The sequence below is a fragment of the Ktedonospora formicarum genome (genome assembly GCF_016587355.1).
GTDB classification, from domain to species: domain Bacteria; phylum Chloroflexota; class Ktedonobacteria; order Ktedonobacterales; family Ktedonobacteraceae; genus Ktedonobacter; species Ktedonobacter formicarum.
In genome coordinates, this window is sequence record NZ_BNJF01000004.1 from 566,602 (window position 1) to 582,066 (window position 15,465).

At 52.7% G+C, this 15,465-nt stretch carries 18 protein-coding genes and 1 pseudogene; 13 read left to right on the plus strand and 6 right to left on the minus strand.

Annotation, left to right across the window (positions count from 1 at the left end; translation table 11 throughout):
• Nucleotides 1–314: 314 nt before the first annotated feature.
• A pseudogene (locus K3T82_RS50330) lies at nt 315–610 on the plus strand (permease); the annotation flags it as partial.
• 72 nt (nt 611–682) lie between these two features.
• On the opposite strand, the gene K3T82_RS34145 reads toward K3T82_RS50330, so the two are convergent.
• The 3 genes from K3T82_RS34145 to K3T82_RS34155 all read right to left on the minus strand — a co-directional run bounded on the left by K3T82_RS34145 (nt 683) and on the right by K3T82_RS34155 (nt 4,251).
• Nucleotides 683–1,117, minus strand: a complete 435-nt coding sequence (locus K3T82_RS34145) for a cupredoxin domain-containing protein (protein WP_220197977.1) — start codon at nt 1,115–1,117, stop codon at nt 683–685.
• A 175-nt stretch (nt 1,118–1,292) separates the two neighbouring features.
• Nucleotides 1,293–1,565, minus strand: coding sequence for a metal-sensitive transcriptional regulator (locus K3T82_RS34150; protein WP_220197978.1), 273 nt, complete (start codon nt 1,563–1,565; stop codon nt 1,293–1,295).
• Nucleotides 1,555–4,251, minus strand: a complete 2,697-nt coding sequence (locus tag K3T82_RS34155) for a heavy metal translocating P-type ATPase (protein WP_268886705.1) — start codon at nt 4,249–4,251, stop codon at nt 1,555–1,557. Before K3T82_RS34155 ends, K3T82_RS34150 begins: the two co-directional genes overlap by 11 nt.
• Nucleotides 4,252–4,639: 388 nt before the next feature.
• Here K3T82_RS34155 and K3T82_RS34160 point away from each other — a divergent pair, with 388 nt between their 5' ends.
• A complete protein-coding gene (locus K3T82_RS34160; protein WP_220197979.1) occupies nt 4,640–4,852 on the plus strand; it encodes a YHS domain-containing protein in 213 nt (70 codons plus the stop codon).
• A 43-nt stretch (nt 4,853–4,895) separates the two neighbouring features.
• On the opposite strand, the gene K3T82_RS34165 is transcribed toward K3T82_RS34160, so the two are convergent.
• Complete coding sequence (locus K3T82_RS34165) at nt 4,896–5,198, minus strand: hypothetical protein (protein ID WP_220197980.1); 303 nt, start codon at nt 5,196–5,198, stop codon at nt 4,896–4,898.
• A gap of 370 nt (nt 5,199–5,568) precedes the next feature.
• Between K3T82_RS34165 and K3T82_RS34170 the strand changes: the two genes are divergently transcribed.
• The 11 genes from K3T82_RS34170 to K3T82_RS34220 all read left to right on the plus strand — a co-directional run bounded on the left by K3T82_RS34170 (nt 5,569) and on the right by K3T82_RS34220 (nt 14,197).
• Nucleotides 5,569–5,847 (plus strand): metal-sensing transcriptional repressor, encoded by a 279-nt coding sequence (locus K3T82_RS34170; protein WP_220197981.1) that lies wholly within the window; start codon nt 5,569–5,571, stop codon nt 5,845–5,847.
• 585 nt (nt 5,848–6,432) lie between these two features.
• Complete coding sequence (locus K3T82_RS34175; protein ID WP_220197982.1) at nt 6,433–7,134, plus strand: response regulator transcription factor; 702 nt, start codon at nt 6,433–6,435, stop codon at nt 7,132–7,134.
• Nucleotides 7,135–7,241: 107 nt separating this feature from the next.
• On the plus strand, nt 7,242–8,201 hold the full coding sequence (locus K3T82_RS34180) for a HAMP domain-containing sensor histidine kinase (RefSeq protein WP_220197983.1): 960 nt from the start codon (nt 7,242–7,244) through the stop codon (nt 8,199–8,201).
• Nucleotides 8,202–8,330: 129 nt separating this feature from the next.
• Nucleotides 8,331–8,567, plus strand: coding sequence for a hypothetical protein (locus tag K3T82_RS34185; RefSeq protein ID WP_220197984.1), 237 nt, complete (start codon nt 8,331–8,333; stop codon nt 8,565–8,567).
• Entirely contained in the window at nt 8,564–9,205 is a 642-nt protein-coding gene (locus tag K3T82_RS34190) for a hypothetical protein (RefSeq protein ID WP_220197985.1), read from the plus strand. Before K3T82_RS34185 ends, K3T82_RS34190 begins: the two co-directional genes overlap by 4 nt.
• 141 nt (nt 9,206–9,346) lie before the next feature.
• Nucleotides 9,347–10,162: an alpha/beta fold hydrolase gene (locus tag K3T82_RS34195; protein WP_220197986.1), complete on the plus strand. Its 816-nt coding sequence runs from the start codon at nt 9,347–9,349 to the stop codon at nt 10,160–10,162.
• Between the two features lie 104 nt (nt 10,163–10,266).
• Nucleotides 10,267–10,767: a hypothetical protein gene (locus K3T82_RS34200; RefSeq protein ID WP_220197987.1), complete on the plus strand. Its 501-nt coding sequence runs from the start codon at nt 10,267–10,269 to the stop codon at nt 10,765–10,767.
• Between the two features lie 390 nt (nt 10,768–11,157).
• A complete protein-coding gene (locus K3T82_RS34205) occupies nt 11,158–11,463 on the plus strand; it encodes a hypothetical protein (RefSeq protein WP_220197988.1) in 306 nt (101 codons plus the stop codon).
• Nucleotides 11,464–11,738: 275 nt separating this feature from the next.
• Complete coding sequence (locus K3T82_RS34210; RefSeq protein WP_220197989.1) at nt 11,739–12,332, plus strand: class I SAM-dependent methyltransferase; 594 nt, start codon at nt 11,739–11,741, stop codon at nt 12,330–12,332.
• A gap of 522 nt (nt 12,333–12,854) precedes the next feature.
• Complete coding sequence (locus K3T82_RS34215) at nt 12,855–13,415, plus strand: helix-turn-helix domain-containing protein (protein WP_220197990.1); 561 nt, start codon at nt 12,855–12,857, stop codon at nt 13,413–13,415.
• 29 nt (nt 13,416–13,444) lie between these two features.
• Entirely contained in the window at nt 13,445–14,197 is a 753-nt protein-coding gene (locus K3T82_RS34220) for a transposase (RefSeq protein WP_220197991.1), read from the plus strand.
• A gap of 14 nt (nt 14,198–14,211) precedes the next feature.
• Here the strand turns inward: K3T82_RS34220 and K3T82_RS34225 are convergent, their stop codons facing one another.
• Entirely contained in the window at nt 14,212–14,772 is a 561-nt protein-coding gene (locus K3T82_RS34225; RefSeq protein WP_220197484.1) for an IS630 family transposase, read from the minus strand.
• Entirely contained in the window at nt 14,748–15,272 is a 525-nt protein-coding gene (locus tag K3T82_RS34230) for a helix-turn-helix domain-containing protein (RefSeq protein WP_220197992.1), read from the minus strand. Before K3T82_RS34230 ends, K3T82_RS34225 begins: the two co-directional genes overlap by 25 nt.
• Nucleotides 15,273–15,465: the final 193 nt, after the last annotated feature.

The window sequence follows — 15,465 nt, forward strand, 5'->3', positions numbered from 1 at the left end:
CTTGATTCTTGGTTTCACCCTTTCAGGGATCATTCAGGCAGTGGTATCGCATCGAACCATGGCGCAGATGTTAGGAGGGTTAAAACAAGTTTCTTGAAGAGTGGACAAGTCTCCCTTTCCGTTGACATCTGTTGCTCTTGCGTTCGTCCCTCGTTTCTGCGAGAATTGCTCCTCGTACGGTGAGTGACACCGGAATGTACGCCTGTGGAGATCCTGTAAGACCTGGGAGATCCAGGCAGGTTGTTCGTTGAAGCAGGAACCGAACGCCAGATAGGGCTTGTCCCTCTTTGGGGAAGTTTCGGATAACGGATTCTCCCAAACGCCTGACTCTGGCAACTCTCTTTGGCATTGCCTCCAGTCCTTGTTCTTATGCGGCAGTTGCCCTAGCTCGCTCTTTCAGGGGCCAGTTTTACAGCAGCCATAGTCTTCGAGCTTGCCTCAACAAATCTCGTGATTGAGTTTGGGATTCTTCTTTCGCCTCACACTCACGCCATGGCTAGTCGAGCAAGCGAAAGCGCAGGCTGAGAAGGGCACAAGAGGCCAGATGGAAGGGCACGCAAGTATAGATATGAGTGTTTCAGGAGGCTCAATCCGGCAAAAGCTATTGAGTCGCAAGGAAGTCACAAAAGAGAGATACCCCACGCATTCTCACGTTGGATATCTCTCTTCTAGTTAGGTGAGCTTATGATGCGACGGTGATGCTCTGTTTCATCCCAGCTTCATAATGACCTGGCAGATAACAGGCAAATTCTGGATGTGATCCAACGGTTGAGGAGGGGAAGGTATAATCCAACGTTTTTGTCTCACCGGGATTGATGTCGCCAGTTGTTGCCAGCGCCATCTTGTCCATATCCTCCATCGGCATGCCACTCATGCTGCCCTCTGATTTCGGCAGAATCATAAATTCGTGAGTCGTCTTGCCAGTATTGGTGACCACGAAGTGATACGACTGCCCCCCAGTAAATGTAGTGAGAGGAACGCTTACTTTGAATTCAGAAAGGCTCACATCAACGTTTTTTGCATTGGGTGAGTCAGTTTTTCCACCTCCACTGCCACAGGCTGCTAGTAGGAGCATGAACACGGTCAAGAATATGCCGAAAATGGCTCGCTGTTTCATATCAACATCTCCTTGTCTGAAGAGTATCTTCTTTCTATACAAAACAAGTATGTATCCCTACCCCTTCCCGTTGGGAAGGGGTAAAATGTGCTCAAAAAAGGCGACTCATCCTGCAACAGACATCCACCCGTATCACAGCGTCTCCTTCCACACGTCTGGCTGTGTGCTAGTAACATCATAGGGAAACATCAATTCCCCGACAGCCTCTCGTCTTTCCACTGGCAATGCCTTCGGGAATGCACATTCGCAGGTGCGTTTCAATGAGTAGTACCTCCAACTTTTCGATGGCTTTGCGAATCGCATGAGTTTGATGCAGGATAGCAACACAATACTTGTTCTCATCAACCATTTTACGAATGCCACCCAGATGCCCCTCAATGTATTTCAGTCGTTTGAGTTCAGCTTGTTTTTCTGCGCATGTGCTCTGCCCCTCGTTCTTATTTGCCAAAGCGCCGTAAGCGCAACGAGTTACTGATGACGGTAACCGACGAGAGCGCCATCGCTGCCGCCGCAAAAATGGGGGCGTTTTCCTGAAGGAAAGGAATCAACGGTGAGAGAATCGCCGTTGGCACAAGAATAATGTTATAGGCAAAAGCCCAGAAGAGATTCTGTTTGATGGTACGCAGTGTTGCCCGGGACAGTGCCAGTGCTGTCGCAACGCTCTTCAGATTGCCTTTAACCAGGGTGATATCGGACGCTTCCATCGCAATATCAGTTCCAGTCCCCATCGCGATACCCGCATCCGCCTGCACCAGGGCTGGCGCGTCATTGATGCCGTCACCAGCAAACGCCACGACCATCCCTTGTGCCTGAAGCCGTTTGACCTGATTGGCCTTATCTTCAGGAAGCACTTCCGCCAAAATATGGGCTGGTGGTATCCCAACCTGGGAGGCAATCGCCTGCGCTGTGCGTTGATTGTCACCAGTAATCATCCACACCTCAAGTCCCTGAGCTTGCAATTGCGCAATGGCCTCACGCGAACCTACTTTGATCGTATCGGCCACGGCAACCAGACCGGTGATGCGATGATCAATGGCAATGAGCATAGCGGTTTTCCCCTGTTCCTCCAGCAGTTCCAGGCGCTCATGGAAGGCAATACACTCAAGGTGGTGCAAATGCATTAATCCACGGGTCCCGACCAGAACATGGCGCCCTTTGACCGTTGCTTCTAGACCACGTCCAGCCAGAGCCGTAAATGTGTCAGGTGACCCCTCCAGATTCAGCCCCCTGGTTCTGGCGCCTTCCACAATGGCGGCGGCAAGAGGGTGCTCCGAGCCCTGTTCAGCAAGAGCGACCAGGCGTAACATCTCATCTGTTTCTGTCTCAGACAGGGCAAAGACATCTGTGAGTTCGGGCTTCCCTTTGGTAATGGTCCCGGTTTTATCAAGCAGTACCGCCTGCACGGCCTGAATGCGTTCCAGACTCTCCCCGCCTTTGATCAAAATGCCCTGTTCGGCTCCTTTCCCAGTTCCCACCATAATAGCCGTTGGTGTTGCCAGTCCTAGCGCACAAGGACAGGCGACGACCAGCACGGCGACCGCAGCCACAATGGCAGTAACCCAAGGATTGGTTGCAGCCACAGCACTCATGCTCATCTGGCTCATATCCATCGCACCCGATTGCGCTGGCGCAAAGCCCAGGTTTCCAGCGATAGACCAGCCAAGAAAGGTCAGCGCTGCGACGACTAAGACGGCAGGTACAAAAACGCCAGAGATGGTATCAGCAAGCCGCTGAATAGGCGCTTTTGACCCCTGTGCTTGCTCAACCAGATGAATGATATTAGCCAATACGGTATCGGCTCCCACCTTGGTCGCCTGCATCCGCAACAGCCCTCGCTGGTTGATCGTGGCACCAATCAATGCATCGCCCTCGCTCTTCTCCACCGGCAGACTTTCGCCGGTAATCATCGCCTCATCCACGGACGAACGACCGGAGAGAACCAGGCCATCAACAGGAATTTTCTCGCCAGGCCGCACAAGCAATTCATCGCCCACACGAACCTGCTCAATGGGCAATTCTATTTCCCGCCCTGCTCGCATCACATGGGCTGTGCGAGCCTGAAGACCCATGAGTTTCTGAATGGCCTCATTGGTCTGTCCCTTTGCACGCGCCTCCAGGTACTTGCCCAGGAAGATCAGGGTGACGATTAACGCTGCCGTATCGTAAAAGGTGATTGCGCCAACCGCCTGGGGAAAGAATGTTGCGACCACACTCAGGACGTACGCGGCAGTTGACCCAATCGAGATCAAGGTATCCATGTTCGCCCCAAAATGGCGTGCCGTCTTGAGGGCGGTACGATGAAACTCCCATCCCACGACAGCCCAGATAGGTGTCGTCAGGATAAGCAACAACACATTCTCCCCTGGAAAGCGGTTCATGAAGAACATGTTGAGCAGCACCACCGGCACAGAGAGCACAATACCCAGAATCAACAAGGTGCGTTTCCGTGCCAGTTCTGCCTGGCGACGCTGACGTTGGGTGTCCGCTGGAGATGGTGGTGGAGACGCTATGACTGATGGTACGTTGGCTGTCGGGATCTCGGAAACCGCCGGATCTGCCTCCTGGGACAGCCTCACAGGCATAGGTGTTTGTGGGATTGCTTTATAGCCGAGAGCATCCACCTTCTGCACCATCGTTGTGACGTCTGTTTGCGCAGGATCATAGGTGACCGTTGCCTGCTCTGTCGCCAGATTGACGGACGCCTCTATCACGCCGGATACCTTTTTGAGTCCCTTCTCAATCCGCATCGCGCAGGACGCACACGTCATCCCCTCCACGGCAAAGAGCACCTGTGTCTCATCTGATTCAGGTGCTTGCTCTGGTGGCGAGAAGGGCTCATTGGGAGTCAGCGGTATCGCTTTATAGCCGATGGCATCGACTTTTTGGGCCATCTTTGTCACATCCGTCACAACGGGATCATAGCGAACGGTCGCCCGTTCTGTTGCCAGATTAACAGAGGCCTCCGTCACACCAGGCACCTTTTTGAGCCCCTTCTCGATCCGCATCGCGCAGGACGCACACGTCATCCCCTCCACGGCAAAGAGCGCATCACGTTGTTCCTGTCTCTCGTCAGCAATCGCTCCAACCGAGGCGGATCTGACGCTCTCAGCAGTATGCTGTGAATCTATCGTCATAACTCAATCCTTTGTTGTGTTTCATAACCCATACCCCCTCGGTGGGGGTATAACTACTATAGGGTGCCATCCCTTGTTTTGTCAAGCCTGCAACTGACATCTCCTCATCACTCGATAAGATCGCTAATGCCAACATCACCAGATGCCGAAACAAGTGGCCTTGTCACGCAGAGGACCGTTCGCCCTCTTCCAGCTCACACCCATTACTCCCTCTTGTGTTTTTGGCGAGCAGATGGTATAGTCCCCTCTATACCCACCCCCGAGGGGTATGGGTATAGAGGGGGAGGAGCACCCCTTGCGTCCTTCCCACTTTTTGTTTTGTTGCAACCCCTATCCCCGGGGTGTGGGATATGTATGCTTCACAATGGTGAAGAAGGAGATAAACCGAATGGCAAATGCGATTGATCCAGTGTGTGGTATGACCGTTGATACTACAAGTACCACCTTGACAGCCGAGTTTCAGGGAGAAACCTTCTATTTCTGTGCGCCTGGATGCAAGAAAGCCTTTGAGAAAGATCCAACAAGCTATCTCCAGCAAGAGCCACAGGAATCACAGGAGCAAGCATCCTCCTGCTCTTGTTGTCACCCACAACAGGTGTAACGCCTAAGCAGAGTAGAGCACCTCTCACTCAGGAATGTTCTCATCATCGTCCATCTGCCTGGCGGGCTGTCTCCTGTTGCCAGGAAGAGTTCGCCAGCAGCAGAACGTTGCTATGGGCAACATCAGAAGAAAGCCAGCAAGAAGGCCCATGGCATTCCGCAATCTGCGATGGCTTCTTCGTGCGTAAGAAAGAGGTGGTCATTGTGGGGCGGAGATACGCTGCTGGAAAATGTACTCTTCTTGAGGCACGATGGCGCCACGACGCCAGACGAACCATGTTAATGCATCGATGGCGAATCATCCATGCCTGGCAGAGGTTGTCACGCCGTCTCGAAAACCATGCCACACAACGGCCCCTGTTCACCTGAGCAATCGTGGCAATTCAGAGGATGACCCCATGAAAGAGCCTCCATAAAGACGCGAGAGGAACGCACACGCGCTACCAATGCGCCAAGCAATTACTGCTACCAGTACTGAGGCCCGCAACCCTCGACGTCGAACGCTGGTTTTCAAGCCAGGAATGCGTAGCGCCGGATGCAATGAGGAAAAACATGGTATAGAAGTACTGATGGAACAAGAGGGGGGAAACACATACCTGATGGTCCACCTAGAACCGTCGCCCATGCGTGCTTGGCTCCCACCTCCCTTGTCCCCTTCCCCCCCTCATGCTATACTAAAATCTCTACCACAGGCAGGAGAGGAGGAAGGAAGAGATTATGCAGAAAAACAAGCAACATGTGCTCAAAAATTTGGACACGATCAGCGAATACATGACTCATGCCGAGCACTTGGTTGAAGAAGATGCCTATTGTATGGATATTCTGAAGCAGACCTTTGCTGCCCGCCAGGCCATTGATGCCCTGGAACAACACTTACTCGAAGGGCATCTGCAACATTGTGTGCCAGAAGGGATGAAACAGGGCAGGAGCAAGGAAGTCATTGACGAATTGCTGCAGCTCTATAGCATGGTGGGCAATCGCCAAGCTGGACAGTGAAGCGCTGTCCAGTTCATCCCTTTCTGGCGCCCCTACCGCCGATCGTTCTCGAACGCGCACAATTTTTCCTGAGTAACGCCGCTTCCCTCATACACGGTCGTCTTGTTTGTACCTTGCTCCTTCACCTTTCCTCCTCACAGCCAAAGACCAGTTATTCCTCGTAGAGAAGGGAAGCACTTCCTCACCGCGCATTGCTCCTTTCTCCTCACGAAACGCGACGAGGTGTCCCGCGACTGAATAGGCGTTCAAGCGATGCGTGTTCGATCACTCCGCAGCAATTGTGCCTGTTGGAATTCTCGTCCGCGTACACACAAGCACGTGCAGGTTGCGCAGCAGCAGAGAGCAGACGAGCATGCCAACGGCTAAAACAAGCGTTGCTTAGAGCATCGGGGAATAGGAGCAAAAGGCCTTGAGTGTATGGCTCCCACGATCACAAGAAGAATCCTCCTTCTTTGGCTGATCAGTCTGTGCGATGATGAACGGGGCGTGGGCTGCTTGTTGGGTATTCTTGGCAGCGAGGAGCCGATGTTGTTCACATGATGTTCATCAAAAGATGCTACGATGGATCCACGAGGGGGCCGATACATGAACAAACATGTACATATTCTCATCATTGAAGATGATCCTGATATTTGTGAATTGATCACGCTCTACGCAGAAAAAAGCGGATATAACGTGAGCATTGCCCGCACTGGCATGAGCGGACTGGAACTGTTCTATGCCACCCATCCTGATCTTGTGCTTCTCGATATTATGCTACCTGAAATGGATGGTTGGGAGGTATGCAAGGATATACGGAGGGATGAGACCACACCTGTGATCATGTTAACGGGGAAAGGCGAAAACGGCGATAAGCTCAAAGGCTTTGACCTGAGGGCAGATGATTACCTGGTGAAACCTTTTGATCCCAATGAACTGATGGCAAGGATCAAAGCGGTCCTGCGGCGCGCCAATCCGATGCTTGTAGTAACTGAAGCCATTCAGCTTCCTTTGCTCAAGATTGATGTGCAGCAATACAAGGTTACCTATGCAACTCAGGAGATCGTGTTCCCGCCCAGGGAATTGGAATTGCTCTATTTTCTCGCCTCCCATGCCAATCGTGTATTCACCCGGCAGCAACTGGTGGATCACCTCTGGGGGTGGGATTTTGAGGGAGATCCGAGAACCGTCGATGTCCATATTAAAAGAATACGAGAAAAATTGGGAGCGGACAACCTGTATTGGCGGGTCAAAACCATACGAGGTGTTGGTTATAAATTTGAGGTAGACCACCCATGTTGCACATAAAAAGTTTTTTTCTGAAGCTGTTTCTCACGAGTATCGCTGTATTACTGATATCCCATTTCATACTTGCTCTTGCCTCTTACATTTTGTTCCAGACAACACTCGCAACGATGCATCTTCATTCAGACCTCTCCCAAATAGCGGGCTTATTTGCTCTGGCTTCTCTGCTTTCTCTGACCATGACTGGTGGCGTTGTGTACTATCTTTCGCAACGGATGACTGCCCCACTGCGGGAAATGAAGCAGGTGGCACTCCGTATCGCTCAAGGAGACTTTGATCAACGTGTCACCATCAAGACACATGATGAGCTGGGAGCATTAGGGGAGACGTTCAATTATATGGTCCAGGAGTTGGGCAGTACGGATCAGTTGAGAAGGGATTTTGTGGCCAATGTTTCCCACGATTTACGTTCCCCGCTGACCTCGCTTCACGGCTTCGTTACAGCGTTTCTCGATGATGCGATCCCCAATGAACGAAAGCGCTCTTCGCTTATGGTAATGCAAGAGCAAACCGAGCGCATGATCAAGTTAGTCAACGATCTTCTCGATATGGCCCGAATAGAAGCGGGACAGTTGGAAATCCACTCCGTTCGCTTCAATGTGTCGGAGCTGGTTCGTCAGGTCGTGGCTCGCATGGAACCTGCCTGGGTGAAAAAACAGGTTACGGTGGACATCCTCTCTGACGAAGCCCAAGATATCTACGTCTACGCAGATCCAGATCGGATTGATCAAGTGATCGTCAATTTGCTGCACAATGCCATTCAATTCTCCTCACCCCAGAGTTCAGTCGACGTGATCGTGCAAACACGCGCACAGGCGGTGATTGCTATTCGCGATCACGGACCAGGAATCAGGCAAGAGGAGATGGCCTCTATCTGGGAACGATTTTATAAAGCAGATAGAGCCCGAACCCAAAGGGCTGGTACAGGGTTGGGCTTGTCCATTGTGAAGCACATCCTCGATCTCCATCACAGTCCCATTGACGTGAAGAGTGAGGTAGAGAATGGGACAATCTTTACGTTTACTCTCCCTCTCGCTCCCGACAGGATAAAGACACCTGACAGACCATGAGATTCCGTTCATCTTCTGTCCATAAACCATTGCTATACTCAATGTCGTACGGAGAGATCGGCCCTCTCCAAGAGGAGAATCTCTCACTGAAAAATTTTGTAGACACCACATGACAGAGGAGCAAAACCCATGGCAGACATCCATCCTGACCCTCACGCCAACAGTCCCATTGGCGATACCCCCCGGAGGAAACCCGATCACGGATCGACCACTGGCGCCCCACGCTGGGTGAAAGTGTTTGTGATCATTGTCATCATCTTGGTCGTGCTGTTTGTGATCCTGCATCTCACCGGCAATGGCTTTGGCAACCACATGCATATGTCGATCAACATACCGATCAGCACCCACGGAGGACTTCCGCTATGATCATGGCCCCTGGCCTCCGCAAGTTCGCGCTCACCGCGCATGTCACGTGCTCGATTGGCTGGTTCGGAGCAGTTGCCGCCTTCCAGGCGCTTGCTATCGCTGGCCTGATCAGCCAGGATCGAGAGATGGTACGAGCCACCTCGCTCACGATGGAAGTGACCACCTGGTTCGTCATCGTCCCCTTCGCCTTCGCTTCGTTGCTCAGTGGGATTGTTTCATCGCTGGGCACGAAGTGGGGCTTAATTCAGTACTATTGGGTTCTGGTCAAACTCCTGATCACCATTGTTGCCACCATCATCTTGCTGGTACATACGCAACCCATTGATCTGCTGGCAGAGGTCGCAGTCAAGACGACTGCGTTCAGCGCTGATTTCCGCAGGGAGCAAATCCAAATGGTGGTTGCCTCCAGCGCTGCCCTGATCGTACTGCTCGTCCTCACAACACTCTCAGTGTATAAACCACGGGGCATGACTCGGTACGGGCTACATCAGCTGCGCGAACAGCGCCAAGAGGTCGCAACTGTAGGCGCAGCGATGAGCAAACTACACGAGATAGTGCAGCCACCCGAAGGCAGCAAGATCCAGCCAACAAACTTCACAGAAGACGATCTGGTCACCCCAAAGGAGGCCCTGCAGTGATCATCCATCCCGTATGCCCGGCAGTTTCCTCCGTCCCTGGCGCACTGCATACTAGGGACATGCAACCTGCTCATAAAAATGTATTGTTGCAAGCACATATCGAACGATGGCTTGTGTGCCTCGACAAAGGAAGGAACGAGCATGAGTATTCTCAAAGCTCCTGGTGCGCAGATATCGTATGAGGTGAGCGGCTCGGGGCCGCTCTTCATCCTGATCCCAGGAGCAGCTGGCGTGGGAGAGGTCTTCCGCCCACTTGCACGCGAACTGAACTCCCAGTATCAGGTGCTCACCTACGACCGTCGCGGTTTCTCTCGCAGTCGGCTCGACGGGCCCCAGGACTATGATCACCGGCTCTCGACCGATGCCGATGATGCCCGACGCTTGATCGAACACCTGACGAACCAACCGGCAATCGTCTTTGGCAATAGCTCGGGAGCGATTGTCGCACTCGAAGTCCTGACCCAGTATCCCAAGCTGGTCCAGACAGTGGTCGCCCATGAGCCGCCAGTCGTTTCACTGTTGCCTGATGCATCCGAATGGTGGGCCTTTTTCGACGGGGTCTACGACACCTACCGTAAAGATGGGGTTTCCAACGCTCTGCACCAATTTGCGAGCGCCGTTGTTGGAGACACAGACCGCCAGGTGATGGAGCACGCGAGAGCAAAGCACGCGAATGCGTACACCATGACGAACACGGTCTATTGGTTGGAACACGAACTGCGCCAATATCCACGGGTTGCGTTTGATCTCGCTGTGCTTAGAGCGCACACGAGGCAGATTATGCTCGTCGGAGGACATGATGCCCAGGGCAAGGTGTCCTACCAAGCGAGCAAGATACTCGCGAAACAGTTGGGTCGTGAGATTGTCAACTTGCCTGGCGGACACCTTGGCTTCATGGCACATCCCATCGAATTTGCAAAGGAGCTTATACATGCTCTTGGCAGCGGAAACCATTGAGCCCCTGATAGCAAGACCCAGATTCTGGGATGCTTGTGCCTTCCCCAAAACGCAGTTCATTGTTCCTCTTCACGTCTTCCTCACAAGAGGAAAGGAGCATCCTGATGAGTGATCCATTACACACCTCGTCTCAGGAGAGTTCCATATCCTGGAACTCTCGCTGGCAGAAAAAACACGCATTCCCGGCAAATGATTCGGCTCACGAAAGCGTTTCGTCTCAGGATCTATCGTTTGAACACTTTCTTGAGGCAGTCATACAGCAAATGCACCCAGAGGGTCGTGCGCAGCACCAGGCAGGGATGCATCGATATCTGCGCACACTCCTTCCTGACGGCGTAACGCTAGCTGATCTTGCTGCTGGCTGGCAGGTGCTTGCTCAGCCACAGAACGATACTAATTCCGAGGTGGCCCACCGTCGCAAGACCTGTGCCGAGTTGGCAGCTATTGCTGTTCAATTTACGAATGGACAAGGGCATCTGGCGAGCGCAGTCTCAACCTGGCAAGCATGGCTCAACTCCTCCCAGAGAAGTACTGATCCCCGTCTGACTGCCTTGCGCTCGACGTTTGCTCGCGAGCTCGCGGAATTACAGAAATCCGCATTCTAGAGGGCTAAAACGCACGCATACAGAGATTTGCGACCAGCAGTGATCAACATGTGCAGCAGCTCTGTCCAGGAGGTACAGATGGCATCTTTGACTGATCCACATGAGAAAGCCGAAAAAGAGCTTGCATCTTTGATGCACCACTGGTGACTGTTTCGCCTACTAGCTCAGTCAGGTCGGCAGTCCGTTTGTCGTTGGTCTTTACGTGTTGGGCTACGTTGCCGTTCTCCACCGCCCGCTGCGACAGAGTGGCTCATTATCATCGGAGTGGGTCTGCTTGCGCCTTTTGGGTCTCTCTGGTGGGGAATAAGGAGGAAGTGGACCGGATCCCACGTTAGCCGTCACACAGAGCGTCTGGTTCCGCTGCTGATCTGCCTGATAGCTTTGAGAAGCATGCTGGCTAGGTTGCTCTTGCTGCCTGCTTCGCGTCAGTTGGTGGCGACACTTGTGGCAGTCATCATAGCGTTCTCGTTGACGACATTGATCATACAGGGAGCAAAATACAAGATCAGCCTGCACGTCGACTCAGCAGCAGATATGGTAATGGTCTGGTGCTTGCTCGTCAGCCTGATAGATCTTTTGCTCTTGCCCTTGGTGGTACTAATCGCCTGGGCACGCTGGAAGCTAGAGGAGCGCACCTCGCTTCAGGCGATCGGTAGAGCAACTCTCGCTATAGCAGTAACCGCCACCATGTTCTAGCTCTTTGGCATCCACTGACTGCCTTTTTGAAAAAGGGAAAGATGCCACTAAAGGAGGTCTATTGAAACTTCTGGCCTCTCTATAGTAGAAGACGCCGCCCTTCCTAGGGCAAGTAGAGAACCATGACCAAGCCAGCCAACTTGCAGCACCGTGGTGTATCGGCTGCCCAACCAACATCGTCACATCTGTAACCCGCTCTCTTCTGGGACGTATCTTTCAAGGAAAAGATGTAAACGGTCTACATGCCATGCGTCTCTCTGAAGTGAGGATCAACTATGACACCCTTGGTAGCAATCGCTCTTCTCCTTGCCCTTGTCGTCATCGTTGCGCTCGGTGGCTATGCCATGGCTTGGTTACTGCTCATCAATGCAGGGAACCGCTTGACGAAGAAGCAGCTCGCCCTCCAGTCTGGCATGCACGTGCTCGATGTCGGATGTGGCTCCGGCAGATATACGCTCCCCATGGCACAGCGGGTAGGCTCAACTGGAGAGGTCTTGGGGATCGACCTTCAGGCTGGGAAGCTCCAGCGAGCCGAACAACGTCTGCAGAAGGCTTCTTTCAAGAACGTCCGCATCATACGAACCGGGGCAGGAGAGGGCAAGCTTCCCCATGAAGCGTTTGATCGCGCCCTCCTCTTCGCCGTTCTTGGTGAGATATCCAATCGTGAGGCAGCGCTCGCTGAGATCTTTCAGGCTCTCAAGCCAGGAGGCGTCCTTTGTATCACAGAAGGCTTTCTCGATCCACATTATCAACGCCAGGAACAGGTTCGTTCTCTAGCACAAGCAGTCGGATTTGTCAAAGAGCATTGTAGAGGCAATCGCTGGCTCTACTCCATGAATTTCCTCAAGCCGGAAGCGCCCTCTCACTAAAAGGAGGCCTTATTTATATCATCATTTTCTCGCGATCCTGTGGATCGATCAGCTCCGCATGGCCGTTTCAGGGAGGCATATGGGCAAAGCAAGCTTCCCTGGGATACCAATATCACCCCCCAGAACTGATGGAGGCGGTGGAGGTAAGGACACAATTACATGGAATCAAAGGGTTAAAACAAGTTTCTTGAAGAGTGGACAAGTCTCCCTTTCCGTTGACATCTGTTGCTCTTGCGTTCGTCCCTCGTTTCTGCGAGAATTGCTCCTTGTACGGTGAGTGACACCGGAATGTACGCCTGTGGAGATCCTGTAAGACCTGGGAGATCCAGGCAGGTTGTTCGTTGAAGCAGGAACCGAACGCCAGATATGGCTTGTCCCTCTTTGGGGAAGTTTCGGATAACGGATTGTAGTCACCTTCGAGAGAAAAGCAGGGGACAATGCTATACCCGCATCTACTAGTGGGTCATTTGCCAATTCCATCGATGTTGTGGCAAGCTAAACAAAAAACAAAGGAAGTCTCTCATGCCACATCCTCCTGTCGAGCCTCTCCGCCCATTTACCCAGGAAGAGCAAAAGGAACTCCATCGAGTCAAACGAGCCACAAGTGAATCACTCCGCCGTCATCAACGAGCCGTCGCTCTTCTCGCCGTAGCAGAGGGACTGAGCCGAACAGAAGCAGCCCGGCAAGCGGGTTGGCATGGCTATGAAACCGTGAGTAAGCTTATCCGGCGTTTTAACACCCAAGGCTTGATGGCGCTGGACGATCAGCCGCGATCTGGGCGCCCTGCTACCTACGGAACAGGAGAGAAGGCGAGAATCCTTCAGGAAGTCTGGCGGCCACCGGATCGAGAAGCAGATGGTACGGCGACCTGGTCCCTGTCTCTCCTGCAACGGGCACTCCGTCAAGCTCCAGACGGTTTCCCAGAGGTGAGCACATTCACTCTTCTGCATACGTTGCATGAAGCCGGCTACTCGTGGCAGAAGAGCCGAACCTGGTGCAAGACTGGAATCACCTTACGAAAACGCCTAGATGGAACGGTTGAGCAAAGTGAAGATCCGTATCTCCAGCAAAAAAAACGCTGATTGAACGAGCCTATCTGCTTGGAGAGCAATTGGGGTTCCAGGTCTGGTGCGAAGATGAAGCCGGACCCTATCAAACCATTCCTCTTTCTGGCACCTCCTGGAGTCAAGAAGGTGATCCGATGCGCCAGGACCATCAATACATTCGGGGCAAAACCGCCAAATTCTTAACACTGTTTCGACCAGCAACTGGAGAATTACATGCGGAGCCCGTTGATACCAGTGCTCATGCCATCTTACATCCCTGGCTCAAAAAGGAACTGGCAACGATCCTCAAACAGTGTCCACCTGCTCCAGAGCAAGTGCAGGAGGGGTGCCGGTGGCAAGATTGGGATTTCTATCCATCTGCAGACCAACTCGACCGCTTCTTTCCGCCCATTCGCGTCTTGTTGATCTTGGATAACCTGATGGGTCATCGGAGCCATGATCTGGTCCAGTGGTGCGCTGAACACGGCATTTGCTTGTTCTATACGCCCAATGCCGGTTCCTGGCTCAACATGGCTGAATCGGTCCAACGCATCATTGTGCGGCGGGCGTTGGAGGGACATCACATCTATGATGTGGAGATCCTCAAAGATTGGCTCCGCGAGGCCATTGCTGGGTGGAATCGTCATCCTACTCCATTCCTCTGGGGAGGGAAGCGGCATGCCCGCCGTGATCGGGCTTACGCACGCCGCCATCGTCTGGGGGGATCGGGAGCGACACCCCTGTATGTCCTCCCACAACGGATTCGTTCCGTGCGCTTCTACAAGCATGTCGCTAACATCGACGGAGTTGGCAAATGACCCACTAAGTACACTCAACTAACTTTTTGGGCATTGGAACCAATCACTGACAGCATTTTTTCCGGGCACTGGTTAAAGCGGTCGAAGCAATCTTGGGCCGCCGTCAGCAGTGCCTGCTTGGTCTCAAACAATTCACAATGGGTAACTTCGCGACGAAAATGCCGCCAGAGCATTTCAATAGGATTGAGCCAGGGGCTATAGGTTGGCAGATAGAGCAAGATGAGCCGTCCAGCTGCCGCTCGCACAACTTCTTCCACTTCATCATCCTCATGCGTACCAGCATTATCCCAGGCGACATACATGGTTCCAGTTGGATGCTTCTCAACCAGGACTTCCAGCAACTGAGCAATCTCCTTTCGGCGCTTGCGACGCTGAAACTGGACCACCGTTTCACCCGTATGATAGTTCACAGCTCCAATGCCATAATACTTGTCCGGCTGCTTGGGCGTTGGGATCATGACCTGCCGTCCTTTTCGGCTCCACATCGCACGCAACGTTGGAAACCAACTGAGATTGAACTCGTCGGCATAATAAAAGACGTCTCCCTCTTTTAGACCGTCACGCGCCTCTTCGATCGTCTTTTTTTTTCCAGATACTCTGGATCAGGGCTACTTACTTTGTGTTGAGGACGCGAGAGCACGACCTCTCCGGCTTTGAGCACCTGACGCACGGTTTCGATGGACGCTCGAATGCCTGTTTGTTCTGCCATGTAATCGGCGAGCCGTTGCAATGTCCACATCGAATATGGCTGATCTAAGCTGCGGGGCCGACGCCGGACTGCTGCCAAGACCTGCTCTTTGTACGCTTGCGTGATCTTTGGCGGAGGACCAGGCATAGGTCGATCTTTCAACCCTTCAATTCCTTCCGCCATCCAACGTTTGAGCCAGTTGCGGACCGTTTGGGTCGCTTCCCGCACAATGGGAGCAATGACCGACACTCTCAGTTGCTGTTCTCCGGCGAGCAAGATGATTTGAGCCCGGGTACGCAGTCGCGGGTCTTTTGTCGTTCGGTACAGTTTCTCTAACGCTTCCAACTCTTCTGTTGTCAGGGACGGTATCTCCAGGGGCGCTCGCATGGATCCCTCCATTTTTTCTGACAGTTTACCTCATTTCACAAAACATTGCTTGATTGTACTTAGTGCAGGTTCAGAAAAGCTCTTGTGTAAGTGGCTCCGCCTATTTACATAGCCGGGAAATGCTTGGCAATCGGAACAAGTGTGTTGACCTCCATCAAAGTGATGAAGTAATATGGGACATATCTTCTCATAG